Genomic DNA, 16,549 nt, shown 5'->3' with positions numbered 1-16,549 from the left:
TCCGCATCTGGTTTATCTGAGATTTTTTGTTTCGGCTTTTATGATTTCGCCGTTTTCGCCGTAAAATTTCGTAGTCGCCACGCCCGCTTTTGCATCGGTTACGACCTCTTTTACGAGCTCGCCCTTTTCGTTAAATTCCTTTTGTATTTTAACCGCTTCGTTTAGCGGTTTGCTGGCTGATAGGCGCTGGTCTATCACGCTTTTTAGCTTACCGTTTGGGTAAAAAAACTCAAAAAGCAGCGGGTCGCGCCTAGCTGGTATGTGCGGCTATTTAGGCGTCCGCTATCGTCATATTTTTCAAAAGTCGTTTCTTTTTTGCCCATTCGGACGCTAACAAATTCCTTATACGACGGTTTGCCGTCTTTGCGGTATTCGGCTATGTTATTTTCGGTAAAAAAGCCTAAATTTGCGTCGAAGCGTTTGGTTTTTCGGTAAAGTTTTAGCGCTTCGCCCGCGTCAAAATCCTCCAGTAGCTCCTTTTCTAGTCCGCTCCACAGACATCTCTCGGCCGTGAACGCAGGCGCGTTTCGGTGCTCTTTTGAGTACACTTCAAGTAGCACCCAGCGCTCGTTTTTGCGGACGACGAGCGAGATTTTTAGTTTCGTAGAGGGATCATCGGGGATCTTGCGTTTGTACTTCTCGTTTGCCTCGTCGATGACGTAGCGATTTAGCTGCGCGCCGCTCGCGTCTAGCTCGATGATGTAGAGTCTGTTGCGTATTTTGCCGTTTTCGTCTTTTTCGCCGTTGCGTAGGTCGTATTTAAAAAATATCTCATAGGTTGCGATTTGCTCGTCGTTTTGCTGCCTAGGCGCGTAGTTGCCACCCGCTTGTAGCGAGGTCGCGCAGGTCAAAACGATAAAAAACCTTAATAAATTTTTCATCTATCTCCTTAAGTTTTGCGCTTGCGTTGCGGCGGCGACCTTACGTAAATTTATAGATCGTGCCGCGTTTGTAATTTTTAAAATTTACTCTCGCACTTTGCTATACGTATTGCCCGCTCGTTGAATTTGCCGCGCTTGTTTGTTCGGACAAATTTGGCTTATCGCTCTTGGCCGTTTGTAGCAATTTTTACCTTGTCGGCGCCGTCTGAGTGCGAGGACTTTTTACTTTAAAATCGCAAAGTCGATGCCGACTTTATCGGTGTGGCGGTCATAGTCGATGAGGCTCTCGCCGTATCCCGTGAAGTACTTCACGTAGCCGTAAACGCCGCTCTTGCGCTATCGGCGTTAAATTCTATAAAATTTAATGCACGGCGGCGGATTTTAAAATTTACTGCCTTTTTTGCACTTTGACTTTTGGAGCGGTTTTTGCGCCTTGCGCTTTTGCCTGCGGGCGCTCGATAATGCGGATATTAGCGTTTGAGCGGAGCCTGTCGTTGAACTCAGTGATCGCCTTTTTGCGCTCGGAGGTCACGTAGCCTTCGATCGCCCTATCTTGCACACTGTCAAAATCAAGCGTACGAAGCCCCTTTTTGTCGTTTACGTAAAACATTTCGTAGCCGTTGCGCGTAGGGATTATCGGCGAAAATTTGCCCTGCTCGACGTTCGTGACGATATATTTGAGCCCCTCATCCATTTGATTGGCCTTGAGGGTTCCCTTCATCACATACACGTCGCTTGGGCGGAGCTTCGGATTTGCGCGGATCTTATCGAGCGGAGCTTGCGATTTTGCGATATAGCGGGTGAGCGTGATGCTGTCGAAAGTCGTAAATAATGAACTATTTTGGCTGTAAAATTTTTTAACATTTTCGGGGGTCGTGCGGTGCTGTATGTCTGCGAATATCGAGCCATAGAGCTTTTCTTCAAGCAGTGTGCGGCGGACATTTGCTTTAAAGTCATCGTAGTTTATACCTTGCTTTTGCACAGCGGTTTTGAGCTGGTCTAAGCTAAGCTTATTTTGATCGGCGATCGCTTTGAGTCTCGCGTCGATCTCCGCGTCATTTACCGCAATGCCGCGGCGTTTAATCTCGGATTGTTGCAGCTTTTGCCCGATTAAAATTTCCATCGCGGCTTGCGGCGAAGCACCCGTTAGCTTCTGAACTTTGGCTAGTTCGTAGCCGGTGATGGGCTCATTATCTACCACGGCGATGACGCCGTTTACTACTTCAGCATTTGCACAAACAGCACAGATCATTGCGGAAAAAAGCAGTTTCTTTATCATTTTTAACCTTTATTTAGTCTTTTTGCTTTATAATTACAAGATCGCGATTATAACATTAAATGGTAATTTTTGCAAAGGAATTTTATGATAGTAACTCGTTTTGCGCCGAGTCCTACGGGATATTTACATATCGGCGGACTTAGAACGGCGCTTTTTAGTTATCTTTACGCTAGAGCAAACGGCGGCAAATTCCTGCTGCGCATCGAGGACACTGATCTGAAGCGCAATTCGCAGGAGGCTGCTAAGGCGATCGAGGAAGCCTTTAAGTGGTGCAATCTAGACTATGACGGGCAGATCGTGTATCAAAGCTCACGCTTTGATCTTTATAAACAATATGTACAAAAGCTGCTAGATGAGGGCAAGGCATACAAGTGCTATATGAGCAAGGATGAGCTGGATGAGCTGCGCGCGCAGCAGGAAGCTCGCAAAGAGCGCCCGCGCTACGATAACCGCTATCGCGATTTTACCGGTACGCCACCTGCAGGGATCGAGCCCGTAGTGCGTATAAAAGCCCCGCTTAGCGGTACGATAGAATTTAGTGACGGCATCAAGGGCGAGATAAAATTTAACGCCGCCGATATTTTGGACGATTTCATCATCGCGCGCTCCGACGGTACGCCTACGTATAACTTTACGGTCGTGATCGACGACGCGCTGATGGGCGTCACGGACGTGATCCGCGGCGACGATCATCTAAGCAACACCCCAAAGCAGATCGTGCTGTATAATGCGCTAGGCTTTAAAATCCCGAAATTTTACCACGTCGCGATGATCAACGGCGCCGACGGCAGCAAGCTAAGTAAACGCCACGGCGCTACCGACGTGATGGAGTATAAGCGCATGGGCTATCTGCCGCAGGCTCTGCTAAATTTTTTAGTGCGCCTGGGCTGGAGCCACGGGGATGATGAAATTTTTAGCATGGAGAAGATGAAGCGCTACTTTGATCCCAACCATATCAGCAAGAGCTCCAGTACTTTCAACCAAACCAAGCTTGAGTGGCTAAACGCGCATTATATTAAAAACTCAAACGACGATGAGCTTGCCGCGCAGCTTGTAGAATTCGGCGTCGATATCCGTTCGCATGCAAAAAAACATCTCATCGCGCAGCAGTACAAACAGCGCGCAAAGACGCTAGTGGAGATGGCTGAGGGCATTAAAATTCTTCTAAATCGCCCGAGCTGCTACGACGAGAAGGCGTATAAGAAATTTGTAACCGAAAGTTCGCTAAGCTTACTCGCAAAATTTGCGGATACTCTAAGCGCAAATTTAAACGCAAAGGAGTGCGAGGAGGAGACGATGAAATTTTTGGACGCAAACGGCGCCAAGCTAAAAGACCTGGCTCAGCCGCTACGCGTTGCGATCACGGGGGGAAGCGTTAGTCCGTCGATTTTTGAAATTTGTGAAATTTTAGGAAGCGACGAAGTTAAAACGAGAATTTCAAATTTAATCAAAAAAGGATTATAAAATGGCTAAAGTAAACGTTGAAGCGGCTTTGAAGTACCACATAGGCGGTAAAATCGGAACGAATGTAAAAACCCCGTGCGCTACTGCGGAGGATTTGGCGCTTGCATACACGCCGGGCGTCGCGGAGCCTTGCAAGGTGATCGAAGGTGATCACGAGGCTGCGTTTAAATACACGAATAAGGCCAATCTCGTAGCTGTTATCACTAATGGCACGGCGGTTTTGGGTCTCGGAGATATCGGCGCGATCGCCGGAAAGCCCGTAATGGAAGGCAAGGCGGTTTTGTTTAAAAAATTCGGCGGCGTTGATGCCTTCGATATCGAGATCGACGAAAAAGATCCTAAAAAGATAATTGAAATTTGCAAAGCGCTTGCGCCTACGTTCGGCGGTATAAATTTAGAGGATATCAAAGCTCCCGAATGCTTCGAGATAGAGCGCGAGCTGCAAAAAGCCGTCGATATTCCCGTCATGCACGACGATCAGCACGGCACCGCGATGATTACGGGCGCAGGGCTAATCAACGCAGCCCTTATCAGCGGCAAAAAAATCGAGGATATGAAGATCGTAGTCAGCGGCTCGGGCGCTGCAGGCATAGCGTGCGCAAAGATGTATCGTAATTTAGGCGCCAAACATATCATAATGCTCGATTCCAAAGGGGTGATCCATAAGGGCCGCACCGATCTTACCGAGCAGAAGAAAGAATTTGCCCTAGACACTGCAGATCGTACGCTAGAGGACGCGATGAAGGGCGCGGATATGTTTTTGGGTCTTAGCAAGCCGGGCGTTTTAACTAAAGAGATGGTAAAGACTATGGCGCCGCATCCAATCATTTTTGCGCTTGCAAATCCGGTACCCGAAATTTATCCAAGCGAGGTCGAGGAAGTACGAAACGACGCGATCGTAGGCACAGGTAGAAGCGACTTTGCAAATCAGATCAATAACGTTTTGGGCTTTCCGTATATCTTCCGTGGCGCGCTTGACGTAAGAGCCAAAAAGATTACCGAAAATATGAAAATTGCTGCCGCTCGCGCGATGGCAGATCTTGCTCGCGAAGAGGTTCCTGAAGAAATCCGCAAGATGCTGGGCAAGGATAACTTAAAATTCGGCAAAGACTACGTGATCCCAAATCCTTTCGATCCGCGCGTATTTGCCGTGATCTCGACGGCGGTCGCAAAAGCTGCGGTAGATGACGGCGTCGCTCGCGTCAAAGACTTCGACGCTGCGGCTTATAAAAAAAGCTTAGAAGCCAAAAAGCTATGATTTCTTGCTCCTGCGCGAGGCGAGATTAAATTTAAGAGGCGTAAATGAAAGATTTGGCTTTACTTACCGATTTTTATCAGCTTAGTATGATGCAGGGCTATTTTTTTACAAAGCCCGATCAGACGGCGGTTTTTGACGTTTTTTATCGCAAAAACCCAAGCGGCGGCGGTTACGCGATATTTTGCGGCTTAAACGAGGTCGTGGATTATATCGAAAACTTAAAATTTAGCGAGGACGACATCGCGTATCTAAAAAGTTTAAATTTCTTTAAGCCGAAATTTTTGGAATTTCTAAGAGGCTTTAAATTTAGCGGCGAAATTTACGCTATGGACGAGGGGCAGATCGTATTTCCGCACGAGCCGCTTATCCGCGTCAAAGCAAATATCATGGAAGCACAGCTCATCGAGACCGCGATCCTAAATACTATAAATTTCCAAACTCTCATCGCTACGAAAAGCTCGCGTATAAACTTTAGCGCCAAAAATGATTCGGTGATGGAGTTTGGCTTGCGCCGTGCTCAGGGGCGAAGTGCGGGCATCTACGGCGCAAAGGCTGCGATTATAGGCGGTTGCAGCGCCACGTCAAACGTGCTCGCCGCAAAAAAATTTGACGTCCCTGCGATCGGCACCCACTCGCACTCTTGGATTCAGAGCTTTGATAGCGAGCTGGAGGCATTCCGCGCCTACGCTAAAATTTATCCTAACAGCACGCTTTTGCTCGTCGATACCTACGATACTCTCGCAAGCGGCGTGCCGAATGCGATCAAGGTTTTTGAGGAGCTGCGCGCAAGCGGTCATAAGCCGCTTGGGATTCGCATAGATTCGGGCGATCTGGAGTATCTAACCAAACAGGCGCGTAAGATGCTCGATGCGGCGGGCTTTGATGACGCAAAGATCACTGCGTCGAATGATCTAGACGAATACGCGATCGATCAACTCAAACTTTTTGAGGCTAAAATCGATAGCTGGGGGATCGGCACGAGGCTTATTACGGGCGGAGACAGTTCGAGCCTCGGCGGTGTGTATAAGCTAAGCGGTATCGAAAAAGATGGCGAGATCATAGCTAAGATCAAAATTTCAAACGATCCGCGCAAGATCAACAACCCGGGCTACAAGCAGGTCTTTAGACTCTACGACAAAGATAACGGCATGGCGCTTGCCGATCTGATCACGCTTGATGGAGAGAACATAGACGAGAGCGCGCCGCTTGAAATTTTCCATCCGCTTTATACCTACAAGCGTAAAATTTTAACGAATTTCAGCGCGCATAAGCTCTTACGTCCCGTTTTTAAGGAGGGCAAATTCGTAGGCGTGCGCCGCACGGTAAGCGAGATCGCGCGTTTTAGCAAAGAGCAGAAGAGTAAATTTTGGCTCGAGCACCTTCGCAACGTCCATCCGCAAAGCTATAAAGTGGATCTCTCTCAAAAGCTTTGGGATATCCGAAAATCACTCATCAACGAGTGTAACCTAAATTTAAAGGAGAAATATGTTTAAAGTTCTATCGTGCGCCGCTTTGGCGTTAATTTTGCTAGGATGCGGCTCAAACCAGCTCCGCCAATCCCCGGATAGCGCTATGAATAAGCAAGCACAGAGCGAAAAAACCATAACTCAAGAGAACGCAAAGACCTTCTATTTCGTCGATGATAAGGGCAAAAAGCTTTCGCTTAGCTCAAACGACGATTTCAATACCGCCGTGTTAAAGGACGATAGCGGCAAAAGCTACGACCTCAAGCGCGACCGCGCCGCCGACGGCATCTATATGGAGAACAAGGACGGAGTGAGTATCCACTTCAAAAAAGGTGAGGGCATAGTGGAGTTTAGCAAATACAAATCCATCCCGATTACCGAGGTCAAATAAATTCTGAAATTTTTTGGTTAAATTCCGATTTAGCGCCGGAATTTAGCCCTCTTTTCCTGCGCTAAATTCGGAGAAAGTTATGTTATTAGGCAAAATCGATTATCTAAATTTGCTCCCTTTTCACGTATTTTTAAAATCCCTTCCGCTGCCGTCTTATGTTAAAAAATCTATAGAATTTAAAAAAGGGGTGCCGAGCAAACTCTGCGCCGATCTTTATTATAGGCGTATAGATGCCGCGGTGATCTCAAGCATCGAAAGCCGCCGCGCAAAATACCGTAAGCTGCCTCTTGGAATCGTCGCAAAGCGTGAGGTACTAAGCGTGCTCGTGCGCAAAAACTCGGCGCCCAGGCTCGATCCCGCGTCGATGAGCTCAAATATGCTAGCTCGCGTGCTGGATCTTAGCGGCGAGGTATTGATAGGCGATAATGCTCTAAAGGCGCTGCTTTCGCAGGGCGGGGATAAATTTTACGATCTGGGCGAAATTTGGCAGCAGCGCACGGGCTTACCCTTTGTTTTCGGGCGGCTGTGCTGCGTGAAAAACGAAAAAGTCTACTCACGCCTGGCGACGAAATTTTTATGTTCGCGCATTAAAATTCCAAGATATATCCTGCAAAGCTACGCCCTTTCGCGCGGCATAAAAGAGCGCGAAATTTTAAATTATCTGAAATTTATAAGCTATAAAATCGGCGTCCGCGAGGAGCTGGCGCTGAAAAAATTTATCGCCAAAGCCAAAAAATTAAAATTTAATCCGGTTCAAAAGGAGGAACTATGAAGTCTTACATCGACGGCTTGCTGCTAAATTTAAAGCGTGCCAATCCCGGTCAGGAGGTCTTTATCCAGGCATCGACCGAGATTTTATACTCGCTCATACCGCTTCTAAAGCGCGATGAGCGATACGTGAAAAATAAAATTTTAGAGCGTATTTTGGCGCCCGAGCGCACGATGATGTTTCGCGTCGTCTATATGAGCGACGGCGGCGAGCCCTGCGTGCATACGGGATACCGCATAGAGTTTAACTCCGCTCTGGGTCCTTACAAAGGCGGCCTGCGCTTTCATCCGAGCGTAAATTTGGGCGTTTTAAAATTTTTAGGGTTTGAGCAAATTTTTAAAAATTCCCTCACGGGTCTTAATATCGGCGGCGCAAAAGGCGGTGCAAATTTCGATCCCAAGGGCAAGAGCGACGGCGAGATTATGAGATTTTGTCAAGCTTTTATGCTTGAACTTCACCGCCTAATCAGCTCCAATACCGACGTGCCCGCAGGCGACATCGGCGTGGGCGGTCGCGAGATCGGCTATATGTACGGCGCGTATAAAAAGCTCACCCGCAGATTCGACGGCGCGCTTACGGGCAAGGGGCTAAGCTGGGGCGGCAGCCTTGCGCGCACCGAGGCTACGGGCTACGGATCGGTCTATTTTGCAAACGAGATGCTCGCTACCAGAGGCGATTCGCTGCACGGCAAAATTTGCACAATTTCAGGCGCCGGCAACGTCGCGATCTACACAGCCGAAAAGCTATATCAAATGCAGGCCAAACCCGTCACCGTAAGCGATTCTACGGGCTTTATCTATGATGCCGAGGGAATCGACGTGGCGCTTCTTAAAAAGCTAAAAGAGCAGCTGCGCGTGGGGCTTTGCGAATATATCAAGGAGCGTCCTAACGCAAAATTTATCCCCGTAAGCGCCTATCCCGCAGGCCGCAACGGCGTGTGGAGCGTACCGTGCGACGCGGCGTTTCCGAGCGCTACGCAAAATGAGCTTAATCTGCAAGACGTAAAGACTCTCTATGTCAACGGATGTCGCATGGTTTGCGAGGGCGCGAATATGCCAAGCACGCTTGAGGCGATCGATTTTATGCTCGCGCAAAAAGACTTTCTTTTCGGCCCTGCGAAAGCGGCGAATGCGGGCGGCGTGGCTACGAGCGGGCTTGAGATGGCGCAAAACGCGCAGATGGCGTCGTGGAGCTTCGAGGAGGTCGATAGTAAGCTGCGCGAGATTATGCGCCACATATTTCGCACCAGCTACGAGACCTCGAAGGAATTCGGCGCGGAGGGCAACCTCGTGTTGGGCTCAAACATCGCGGGCTTTCGCCGCGTAGCCGATGCGATGCTGGATCAAGGTCTGGTTTAAGCTTAACTCGCTTTATTTTGTCAAAAGCGGCAGCTCGCTTTTAAATTTAAACTCTTTAAATTTACGGCGAGCTTTTTGGCTGCTTTGATAAAATTTTAATCGTTTGTGCTGAGGATATACAGCTCATCGCTATAATTCACCTTATGTGCCTTACGCTGGCATCGTGTGCGCTGCGTAAATTTTAAATGGCACTCAGGCGCAATGCGGTTTTAAAATTTTAGCTCGTCATAGCGTCGCTTTTAAATTTAACCGCAAGCGCGCAAAGTCCGCCGCCGCCAAATTTTATCTTTAAATTTTGCCCGTTAAATTTAGCTTTGAAATTTGACGTTTAAAATTTAACTCGAAGCCGCTTTAAAATTTAGCCTAAATTTTATCTCAGCTCGCCCGCACAGCGCGTAAATTTAAACCGAGCGCAGGCTGAGCGTTTACCGCAGTTTGGCATAATGGCGCAAATTTTATCCAAAGGTTGCAATATGAAAAAATTTATGATTTTGCTCGCCGCTGCGGCGCTGTCGCTTGCGCATGCGGACGTGACGGATATTTTAAAGCAGGGCGCGGACGTGCTCGGTGCGACTCAGAGCGGAAACTACAAAGAGCTGCTCGCTTCCGCCACGAACCGCGCCGTAGCCGAGCTCGCCAAAGGCTACATCCACAGCAAGACCGCTAAAATCGAGCTTCCTCCTTCGCTGAAGGCTGCTGCGAAGCTTGCGAGAAAGGTAGGCGGTGATAAATGGGAGCGCGAGCTCGTCGTGAGTATGAACGATGCCGCTACCAAGGCGGTGAGCGGCGCGAGCAAGATATTTTTGCAAGATCTGAAATCGATGAGCGATGCCGACGTTAAAAAGCTCATCGGCGGCGGCGACACGGCGCTTAGCGAGTATTTGCAGAGCAAATCGGGCGCGAAGCTGCGGGCGGTTTTTAGACCGATCGTAAGCGACATGATGAGCAAAAACAGCTTTGCGACGGCGTATAACGGGCTAAATTCCTTCGCGCAAAATAAGATCGCGGGCAATGAGGCGGTGCAAAACATCGCGCGCGGGCTGGGTGCGAGCGAATATCTGCCTAAGCAGGGCGAGGACTTGAATGATTACATCACGCAAAAGACGCTGGATGGGCTATTTGCGGTGATGAGGGAAAAAGAAAGCGCGCTTCGCGGCAGCGCCGTCGGCAAAGGCGCAGGGATTTTAGGCAAGGTGCTTCAATAAAGCTCGCGGCGAGGCTTTGGCGTAAATTTCGCCGTATAGCTACTTAAATTACTTTGCGCCGCTAGTTTGAGTAGCTTAAAGCCTGCGCGCGAAGTTGCCCGCTCGTGCAAGACAGCTAGCTGCTTGCGCCAAAGCGGGCGCGCGACGGAATTTAGAGGTTCGTTTGTGGCGTGCTCGCGGCAAGCTGGCTTTATACGATAATCTTATGCGGAATTTAGTTTGCGAAATTTGAAACTGTAAAATTTAGAAATTTAGCAAGACGTAAAGGATTTGAAATTTTAAAATTTCACGCGGAGTTTTAGAATTCCATGCAGTATTTAAATGCGCGCATAAATTAGCGCTACGTCTGAAATTTTAAAAAACGGCGGAGTATCGGGATAGTAGCGGTAACAGATAAGCGCGTAAAGATAAAGCAAGAAAGTCGTCTTGTAAATTTCGCTTCTTTCATATCTCTTTTTATGTTCCGCAAAAACCGGTTTACTCATTAGTTCTGTTATTTTCCGATTCCATTTTTCTTAATTCTTTAAGCGCTCTATTATGGACATCGGCTTTCTTGCAAACTCTGCCCTGGACGGCAACATATCTTACTAAATTTATATCATTTGTATCGATTGCTATCAATAATCTACCCATAAGCCTCTCCTCTACAAAAAACGTATAATCGCACTTTGCACACAAAGTACTTTCATAAATTATAAATAATAACAAAACTACTACAGTGCAAATTATAAATTTTAATACTTTAACCATATTTTCTCCTTGTGTGTATTCTTGCCCGTATATATTGATAATGTCGATTGGCGAGGCATTATATCACTTCTTATTTTTAAATTTTAATCTCTTTCGCTTTATTTTTATAAAATTTTCCAACTCTTTATCGGTAAAATTTAAAACCTCCTTTCGGTTTTGCAAATTTACGTAGGTGTGCCTTATATCACAGCACCTATAAAAAATATATTTCCAATTTTTAATTAGCCAGTCCGCTTCTACCATATTTTTATCTGTTTTAAATAAAAACGGCAGAACCCATAAACCTGCCTTGTAGCCGCTAATTACGATCAATTTTATAAAATTTACTCCATCATCGTCTTTTGCTTTTACTACGACAAAATTTACATTTTTCTCGTATGGATAGCAGGATTTTCTACATTCGATAATATCTCCGACCTCGATCTTTCCGCGAAATTTCAATAGAGGAATACTAAATTTTTTCATTAGATTCCTCTTTATGCGTCTATTGCGTCCAAATTTATCCCTAGGTTTTATCAGTCTGAAACCGGGGATTGTTTCGTCGCAGTCTTCTTTGTAATCTTTCAGTTCATCGCTACTAAGGTAATTATCGGAGCATATAAATACCTCCTGGGGGATCGCATTGATGCCGAAATTTGCTAAATTACGAATCAATTGCCCCTTATCCACTACAAACCCCGCTTTGCTTGATAGCATCTCATCAGAAAGCTCAAAATATCTGTTATCTTTTAAATTTAAAAGGCAAGGATTTTCTGTCCAGAAACAGCGCTCATCGCAGACCATAAGCTCATCGTCGTTAAATTTTATAATATCGCCTCTTTGTAAGTCATTGTCGAAGGTTGATATTGGTAAGATGGTCATTTGAAGTCCTTTTTGCTTGCTAGATTAAACATGTTCATAATAAATTTTTCGTTATTTGTAATCGCTAAATTACACCTCTATACTCACATCTTTATACTTTTCATAAAGCCTCGGCTTTAAAATTTTATCACGATACTCTTTGCCCGCCTTAGTCATACACATCCAGTGGCTAAATCTACTCCAGGTATCGGGATTTTTCCAGGTTATCTCTGCTTTGGGAGTTATGTTATCCTCCTCTAAAAATTTATACCCAAAAAAGAAATTATCTCTAAAATAGATCCACTTCTCATAAAGCGACATCCCTAGATCGATCTTGGATAAATTCGTATCGAAGTCAGCCCATTTCTTTCTTAAATTTTCGCCCTCTATGCCGAAGTCTATCATACCCCCTAAAAATAGCTGTCCCATTACTCCGAAGTATTCTCCCGCGTATGTCGGATAGGCTGAAATTTCAGGATTATCTTCGTCCGCTAGCTTATAGTCGCTTTGGATAATCCAATGTAGTTCAAACCATTCGTACCAATCAAAGATTTCATATTCAAGGTAATCCAAAATATCTTTTTTTCTGGTACCGGGAATTTGAGCTAATATGCGAATAAACGAATCCATCCAGCAATCAAATCCTAAAGCCTTATAAAGTTCTTCATCTTTGTTAAAAACCCAGCCGTATAGTTCATTCGGTTTTAAAATTTTAAATTTCATAGTATCTCCTTTTTAAATTTAATCGGTTGGCGATAGAATTTACCTCATCGATCTGTTTGGTTGATCTCATATAAACTCGCTAATATAAAAATTATTTGATTCCGAGAGTTTAGGCATACTTTTTAGTATTTCATCTAAATCGACGCTCTTTATTTCGGCGCAATTTTTTATATCGCCGCAGATGCCGATAAAAACAAGATCGCCGCTGTTTTTGCCTATAAATTTACCCTTTGCGTAATAGCCGCCTTCAAATCTTTCATAGGCTATATAATATAATATTTGCTTTAAAATTTCACTTTGATCCAGCTTAAAATAGGTGCAGAATTCCACGCCCTCCATATCTTGCGATATGTCGGTGGCGCCTACGGAGCTTTTTTCATATTTTTTAAGATCTATTTTTCGGATATTGTTTTCATCTCCTTCGCCAATTGCTCCAAGCACGCGAAAATCCCTATCTATCTCGCCGTAAATATCAAAAAACAGATAGCTGCCCTTAAAGCTTTTATAGGCGGATTCCTGTACGGCGTCCTTAACAATTTCGATATTTGCAAGCGTAACTTCAGTCTTTTTGCAAGATTCATTTTTTATCTCGACTTCGATCATCTAGGCTCCTTTATTTGTCTTGCTAAATTTTAATCCATAAGCCATTTTACTACATGCTCCAATAATTCCTCTAAATTTTCGGCTCCGCAACTTCCTTTGAGTTTGTTTTCCGTGGCATTGACGAAAAACCAATCCTCGTCATCTCTATCGACATTTATTTTTATCGGCTTTTTCCCGCTCTCGCCATCGATTTCGATCCACCAGCCCGGGTTATCGACCGTTTCCAGCGTAAGGCCGTATTGATGTTCCCATTCTCCGTCGCATTTGGAAGCATACCAGTTTTGTATGAGTTTTAGATTATTCATTGCTCCTCCTTTAATTTTATAAATTTTAAAATTCTAAATTTGTTAGGCTTTGATATTGCAATTGAAGCAGGGCTTCTTTGCTATTTAAATTTAATCGCTTATTAAAAATTTCTTTTCTACGCCGTCTTTATTTACGGTGATTATCTTCGAGTTCGGAATATTTAAAAATTTTATAGCTTTTTCGTCCAGCTCTGACAATGGCTCCTCAAGATTAAATTTAGTTTTATAGTAATATAGCGAAAGATCTCTTTTGTTGCCCTGCTCCATAAGTTGCATTATGCACCTATCGTTTGAATCACCGGTTATATGGCGGTTTATCATCATAAACGCCTCGCAGCTATTATGAAACGGGAAGTGCCCGAAGTTAAAAAGATTGCCGACGAGCTCAAATACAAGGACAAAAAACAGAAATAAAATGAATAGCTTGATCATTCTGCGTTTCATTGCGGCGTTTCCTAAATTTTGAAATCAAAAATTCGTTTGTGTTTTAAATGCCAGACGGTATTTGCGCTTAAGTCGCGGGTGCGTCCAAGCGCTAGTAGCGGCGGCAGGGCGCAAAATTTACGACGCTATCTCGCCTTTTGCCGCGCCAGCTGCGGCGGATTCGCTTTCGTCCATAATGATGAGCTGTTTTGCGCGCTTAATCTTGGCATCGTCGCGAAACGCCGCGCGCACCTTGTCCATGCCGGTGTAAAATTCCTTCATCAAAACAAGGCACAAATACGCGCCAAATTCCGTCGTGTGGATGATCTCACCCTCAATACGCACGGCTCCTGCAAGCCTTAGCAGGCTAAGCTCTCTGCCCAATTCGCGGCGCAAATTTAGATCGTTTGCGGCGTTAAATTTAGCGATATCGATCTCGCCGTTGAAAAGCTCGGTCAAAAAGAGGTATTTTGTGCGCTCGGATCTGCTAAAATCGCAAGTGGCGATGACGGTGCTTTCGTTTTTGCGCACCCTGCTTGCGTACTCTTCGAGGTTGAACGCATTTACGAGCAGCCTGCCGTCTAAAAAGCTAAACGCGCCGCTTCCGATGCCTACGTATTCGTGGTTTGTGCCTACGTACTCGTCGCTCATATTTGATTTTTCGCGAGCGAAAGCCCATGCGTTGCTGCGGCGCCAGCTTGCAAATTCCTTGCAGATGATAGAGTAAAACTCCTCCTCGCGGTCTACATTGCTAACGCCGAGGCTTCGCGCTATTTGATCGCGCATCAAAGGCGATTTCATCAGCGGATACAGCGTGATCTGCTCCGGTTTTACCGCCTTTGCCGCTTCGATGTCGCGAAGTAAAATTTCGCGCGTTTGAAACGGAAAATTAAAGATCAAATCCAGGCTTAAAATCGGCAAAATTCCGACCGCTCGGGATAGCTTTTCTTGCAAAATTTCGCCCGAGCCGAATTTGTCGTAGCGTGAAGCTTTGCGTAAAATATCATCATCAAAGCTCTGCACCCCCACGCTTAGGCGATCTATCAGCCCGCGAAATCGCAGCAAGCTCTCAGGCTCGATGTGGTTAGGGTCGCTCTCGCACGAGACCTCTTTGATGCTAAAAAGCGACTTGGCAAGCTCCAGCGTGCGCGCTAGCTCATCCTCGTCGATAAGCGTCGTGCCGCCGCCGACATAAAGCGTCTCAAAGTCGTAGCCCGCGTCCTTCGTGCGCTGCATCTCGGTGCGTAGCGCGCCGAAATACGCCTTGCACGCTCCGCGCTCGTAGGCGTATTTGTGAAAGGAGCAGTACGGGCAAAACGTGTGGCAGAATGGCACGTGCATGTAGAGCATATATTTTTTATCGGGATTTGGAATTTTAGCGATATTTTCCTGCGTGATGTCGATTCTAAGGGAGTTGTATAGGGATTTTTGCATAGTTTCGGCGGCGTATTTTTTGGCGAAGCTATGCACCATTTGACTGATAAAATTCATAAAACTTTAACCTTTTTTAAACTTAAAAATTAATTTTTGAAGTTTATCGAAAACTAACTTATAAATTTATCAATAATTCAATAAAAAGCGTAGCGCCGCCATATATATTAGCGTAGGAAGCGCTATCGTAACGAGCGAATTGCGGAATTTAGCATGCACGACAAACGCCATAATCAGGCAAAGTATCAGCGCTGCCGTTTGCAGCACGTCTGCGCTAAAAGTCCGCTCGCCCGAAAAGCTAGGCAGCATCGTCTTAAGCGCATAGATCGTCAAAACGACCATTATCAAAAGTCCGGAGTTTTTCTGCAGATACGCCAGATTTGGACTCGCAGTCTTTTTCTTAAAAAGAAGCAGCGGCAAAAATCGCGTCAAAATCGTAGCGATCGAGGCTAGAAAGATATAGGGCAAAATTTCCACTACCTGCTCCTTTTTAGGAACTTTCGCAGCCTGCGTCCCGCGTGCGAAGGTCGCTCGAAGTATTTGCGAAAGAGCAGCAATACCGCTGTGCCGAAAATCAGAGTGCCGAATAAAAAGTATTTTGTAGGAAAGATAAAAAGCCCCGCAAACGCGCAGGCAAAGCCCAGAAATAGCACTTTATATTGCGGATTTGCTTTGAAAACCTCATAGGTTAGAATCGCAAAAAGCGCCGTCAGGCTAAACTCGACCCCGCTAAAATCAAGCTTTAAGTTTGCTCCCAAAACAGCCCCTGCAACGACGCCCGCAACCCAGTAGGATTGATTTAAAACCGCGGTTAGATTATAGAGCAGATCAAGCTCTTTTAGTCTTTGCGGCGTTACGGGCTGCTTGCCGCTAAGCTCCTCGGGGCGCAAAAAAGCGTGCGCTTTTAGCAGAGCAAAGGTTTCGTCCGTAAGGGCATATACGGCGTAAATTTTATGACGCACGAAGCGCAGCTCGTCCAGCAGCGACATCGTGTAGAAAAAATGGCGAAAATTTAGCAAAAACGCCACGACGAAGGTATCTACGAGCGAGGCGTGGGTTACGATGAAGGCGATCAGCACGAACTCCACGCTTCCTGCGTATATCAGCAGCGAGGTTAGCGCCAGCGCCCATACGGGCAGGTCTTGGCTAATGCCGTAGATGCCAAACGCCAGCCCCAGCGGCACGTAGCCCATCATCACGGGGAGGGTCGATCTGAAAATTTCAAATTTACTCATAGCTTTCCTAAATTTCAAAGGGCGATTGTAGCTAAAATTTTATTAAATTTTACAGGGCATGTGGGCAAAATCTGTGCCGATGCGAGCGAGTTTTATGCGGTGTGCGGTCGCAATAGAAGCTGTAAAATTTACTCGCTTCGGCGCCGTGAAATTTTAAAATTTAGCCTG

At 46.0% G+C, this 16,549-nt stretch carries 20 protein-coding genes and 1 pseudogene; 7 read left to right on the top strand and 14 right to left on the bottom strand.

Features of this window, described 5'->3' with window-relative positions; all coding sequences use genetic code 11:
• Positions 1–12: 12 nt before the first annotated feature.
• The 4 genes and pseudogenes from QZ367_RS05720 to QZ367_RS05705 all read right to left on the bottom strand — a co-directional run bounded on the left by QZ367_RS05720 (position 13) and on the right by QZ367_RS05705 (position 2,160).
• Positions 13–198 carry a hypothetical protein gene (locus QZ367_RS05720; RefSeq protein WP_291938464.1) on the bottom strand — a complete coding sequence of 62 codons (186 nt, stop codon included), beginning with the start codon at positions 196–198 and terminating at the stop codon, positions 13–15.
• A gap of 5 nt (positions 199–203) precedes the next feature.
• Entirely contained in the window at positions 204–881 is a 678-nt protein-coding gene (locus QZ367_RS05715; RefSeq protein ID WP_291938462.1) for a hypothetical protein, read from the bottom strand.
• Between the two features lie 222 nt (positions 882–1,103).
• Positions 1,104–1,196: pseudogene (locus tag QZ367_RS05710) on the bottom strand (phospholipase A); the annotation flags it as partial.
• Between the two features lie 73 nt (positions 1,197–1,269).
• Complete coding sequence (locus tag QZ367_RS05705) at positions 1,270–2,160, bottom strand: peptidylprolyl isomerase (protein ID WP_291938460.1); 891 nt, start codon at positions 2,158–2,160, stop codon at positions 1,270–1,272.
• A gap of 84 nt (positions 2,161–2,244) precedes the next feature.
• On the opposite strand from QZ367_RS05705, the gene gltX reads away from it, so the two are divergent.
• The 7 genes from gltX to QZ367_RS05670 all read left to right on the top strand — a co-directional run bounded on the left by gltX (position 2,245) and on the right by QZ367_RS05670 (position 10,071).
• Complete coding sequence (gltX, locus tag QZ367_RS05700; protein WP_291938458.1) at positions 2,245–3,624, top strand: glutamate--tRNA ligase; 1,380 nt, start codon at positions 2,245–2,247, stop codon at positions 3,622–3,624.
• Between the two features lies 1 nt (position 3,625).
• Positions 3,626–4,882, top strand: coding sequence for a malic enzyme-like NAD(P)-binding protein (locus QZ367_RS05695; protein WP_291938456.1), 1,257 nt, complete (start codon positions 3,626–3,628; stop codon positions 4,880–4,882).
• 44 nt (positions 4,883–4,926) lie between these two features.
• Positions 4,927–6,375: a nicotinate phosphoribosyltransferase gene (locus tag QZ367_RS05690; RefSeq protein WP_291938454.1), complete on the top strand. Its 1,449-nt coding sequence runs from the start codon at positions 4,927–4,929 to the stop codon at positions 6,373–6,375.
• Positions 6,368–6,739 (top strand): hypothetical protein, encoded by a 372-nt coding sequence (locus QZ367_RS05685; RefSeq protein WP_291938452.1) that lies wholly within the window; start codon positions 6,368–6,370, stop codon positions 6,737–6,739. Before QZ367_RS05690 ends, QZ367_RS05685 begins: the two co-directional genes overlap by 8 nt.
• 79 nt (positions 6,740–6,818) lie before the next feature.
• Positions 6,819–7,511, top strand: coding sequence for an MqnA/MqnD/SBP family protein (locus tag QZ367_RS05680; RefSeq protein WP_291938450.1), 693 nt, complete (start codon positions 6,819–6,821; stop codon positions 7,509–7,511).
• Positions 7,508–8,866 (top strand): NADP-specific glutamate dehydrogenase, encoded by a 1,359-nt coding sequence (gene gdhA / locus QZ367_RS05675; protein ID WP_291938448.1) that lies wholly within the window; start codon positions 7,508–7,510, stop codon positions 8,864–8,866. Before QZ367_RS05680 ends, gdhA begins: the two co-directional genes overlap by 4 nt.
• Positions 8,867–9,339: 473 nt before the next feature.
• On the top strand, positions 9,340–10,071 hold the full coding sequence (locus tag QZ367_RS05670) for a DUF4197 domain-containing protein (RefSeq protein ID WP_291938446.1): 732 nt from the start codon (positions 9,340–9,342) through the stop codon (positions 10,069–10,071).
• A gap of 317 nt (positions 10,072–10,388) precedes the next feature.
• On the opposite strand, the gene QZ367_RS05665 is transcribed toward QZ367_RS05670, so the two are convergent.
• The 10 genes from QZ367_RS05665 to QZ367_RS05620 all read right to left on the bottom strand — a co-directional run bounded on the left by QZ367_RS05665 (position 10,389) and on the right by QZ367_RS05620 (position 16,381).
• Entirely contained in the window at positions 10,389–10,556 is a 168-nt protein-coding gene (locus tag QZ367_RS05665; RefSeq protein WP_291938445.1) for a hypothetical protein, read from the bottom strand.
• Positions 10,549–10,821, bottom strand: a complete 273-nt coding sequence (locus tag QZ367_RS05660) for a hypothetical protein (RefSeq protein WP_291938443.1) — start codon at positions 10,819–10,821, stop codon at positions 10,549–10,551. Before QZ367_RS05660 ends, QZ367_RS05665 begins: the two co-directional genes overlap by 8 nt.
• Before the next feature lie 63 nt (positions 10,822–10,884).
• The gene (gene imm45, locus QZ367_RS05655) at positions 10,885–11,682 is read right to left on the bottom strand and encodes an Imm45 family immunity protein (RefSeq protein ID WP_291938441.1); all 798 of its coding nucleotides are present in this window, start codon (positions 11,680–11,682) and stop codon (positions 10,885–10,887) included.
• Positions 11,683–11,751: 69 nt separating this feature from the next.
• A complete protein-coding gene (locus QZ367_RS05650; protein WP_291938439.1) occupies positions 11,752–12,384 on the bottom strand; it encodes a hypothetical protein in 633 nt (210 codons plus the stop codon).
• 66 nt (positions 12,385–12,450) lie between these two features.
• Entirely contained in the window at positions 12,451–12,987 is a 537-nt protein-coding gene (locus QZ367_RS05645) for a hypothetical protein (RefSeq protein WP_291938437.1), read from the bottom strand.
• A 29-nt stretch (positions 12,988–13,016) separates the two neighbouring features.
• Positions 13,017–13,292 (bottom strand): immunity 53 family protein, encoded by a 276-nt coding sequence (locus QZ367_RS05640; RefSeq protein WP_291938435.1) that lies wholly within the window; start codon positions 13,290–13,292, stop codon positions 13,017–13,019.
• A 90-nt stretch (positions 13,293–13,382) separates the two neighbouring features.
• The gene (locus QZ367_RS05635; RefSeq protein ID WP_291938433.1) at positions 13,383–13,736 is read right to left on the bottom strand and encodes a hypothetical protein; all 354 of its coding nucleotides are present in this window, start codon (positions 13,734–13,736) and stop codon (positions 13,383–13,385) included.
• A gap of 117 nt (positions 13,737–13,853) precedes the next feature.
• On the bottom strand, positions 13,854–15,206 hold the full coding sequence (locus QZ367_RS05630) for a coproporphyrinogen III oxidase family protein (protein ID WP_291938431.1): 1,353 nt from the start codon (positions 15,204–15,206) through the stop codon (positions 13,854–13,856).
• Positions 15,207–15,275: 69 nt separating this feature from the next.
• Positions 15,276–15,623, bottom strand: coding sequence for an AzlD domain-containing protein (locus QZ367_RS05625; RefSeq protein ID WP_291938429.1), 348 nt, complete (start codon positions 15,621–15,623; stop codon positions 15,276–15,278).
• The gene (locus QZ367_RS05620) at positions 15,623–16,381 is read right to left on the bottom strand and encodes an AzlC family ABC transporter permease (RefSeq protein ID WP_291938428.1); all 759 of its coding nucleotides are present in this window, start codon (positions 16,379–16,381) and stop codon (positions 15,623–15,625) included. The genes QZ367_RS05625 and QZ367_RS05620 overlap by 1 nt, the downstream gene beginning before the upstream one ends.
• Between the last annotated feature and the right edge of the window lie 168 nt (positions 16,382–16,549).

This window comes from Campylobacter sp., from assembly GCF_019423325.1.
Taxonomy (GTDB): domain Bacteria; phylum Campylobacterota; class Campylobacteria; order Campylobacterales; family Campylobacteraceae; genus Campylobacter_B.
This window is presented reverse-complemented; position numbering and strand designations above follow the sequence as displayed.

Coding starts and splice junctions, on each gene's coding strand:
- QZ367_RS05635 (WP_291938433.1), bottom strand. CDS start 13,736: ATGAAACGCAGAATGATCAAGCTATTCATTTTATTTCTGTTTTTTGTC.
- QZ367_RS05630 (WP_291938431.1), bottom strand. CDS start 15,206: ATGAATTTTATCAGTCAAATGGTGCATAGCTTCGCCAAAAAATACGCC.
- QZ367_RS05715 (WP_291938462.1), bottom strand. CDS start 881: ATGAAAAATTTATTAAGGTTTTTTATCGTTTTGACCTGCGCGACCTCG.
- gdhA (WP_291938448.1), top strand. CDS start 7,508: ATGAAGTCTTACATCGACGGCTTGCTGCTAAATTTAAAGCGTGCCAAT.
- QZ367_RS05690 (WP_291938454.1), top strand. CDS start 4,927: ATGAAAGATTTGGCTTTACTTACCGATTTTTATCAGCTTAGTATGATG.
- QZ367_RS05670 (WP_291938446.1), top strand. CDS start 9,340: ATGAAAAAATTTATGATTTTGCTCGCCGCTGCGGCGCTGTCGCTTGCG.
- QZ367_RS05705 (WP_291938460.1), bottom strand. CDS start 2,160: ATGATAAAGAAACTGCTTTTTTCCGCAATGATCTGTGCTGTTTGTGCA.
- QZ367_RS05695 (WP_291938456.1), top strand. CDS start 3,626: ATGGCTAAAGTAAACGTTGAAGCGGCTTTGAAGTACCACATAGGCGGT.
- QZ367_RS05645 (WP_291938437.1), bottom strand. CDS start 12,987: ATGATCGAAGTCGAGATAAAAAATGAATCTTGCAAAAAGACTGAAGTT.
- QZ367_RS05650 (WP_291938439.1), bottom strand. CDS start 12,384: ATGAAATTTAAAATTTTAAAACCGAATGAACTATACGGCTGGGTTTTT.
- gltX (WP_291938458.1), top strand. CDS start 2,245: ATGATAGTAACTCGTTTTGCGCCGAGTCCTACGGGATATTTACATATC.
- QZ367_RS05640 (WP_291938435.1), bottom strand. CDS start 13,292: ATGAATAATCTAAAACTCATACAAAACTGGTATGCTTCCAAATGCGAC.
- QZ367_RS05660 (WP_291938443.1), bottom strand. CDS start 10,821: ATGGTTAAAGTATTAAAATTTATAATTTGCACTGTAGTAGTTTTGTTA.
- QZ367_RS05665 (WP_291938445.1), bottom strand. CDS start 10,556: ATGAGTAAACCGGTTTTTGCGGAACATAAAAAGAGATATGAAAGAAGC.
- imm45 (WP_291938441.1), bottom strand. CDS start 11,682: ATGACCATCTTACCAATATCAACCTTCGACAATGACTTACAAAGAGGC.
- QZ367_RS05680 (WP_291938450.1), top strand. CDS start 6,819: ATGTTATTAGGCAAAATCGATTATCTAAATTTGCTCCCTTTTCACGTA.
- QZ367_RS05685 (WP_291938452.1), top strand. CDS start 6,368: ATGTTTAAAGTTCTATCGTGCGCCGCTTTGGCGTTAATTTTGCTAGGA.
- QZ367_RS05620 (WP_291938428.1), bottom strand. CDS start 16,381: ATGAGTAAATTTGAAATTTTCAGATCGACCCTCCCCGTGATGATGGGC.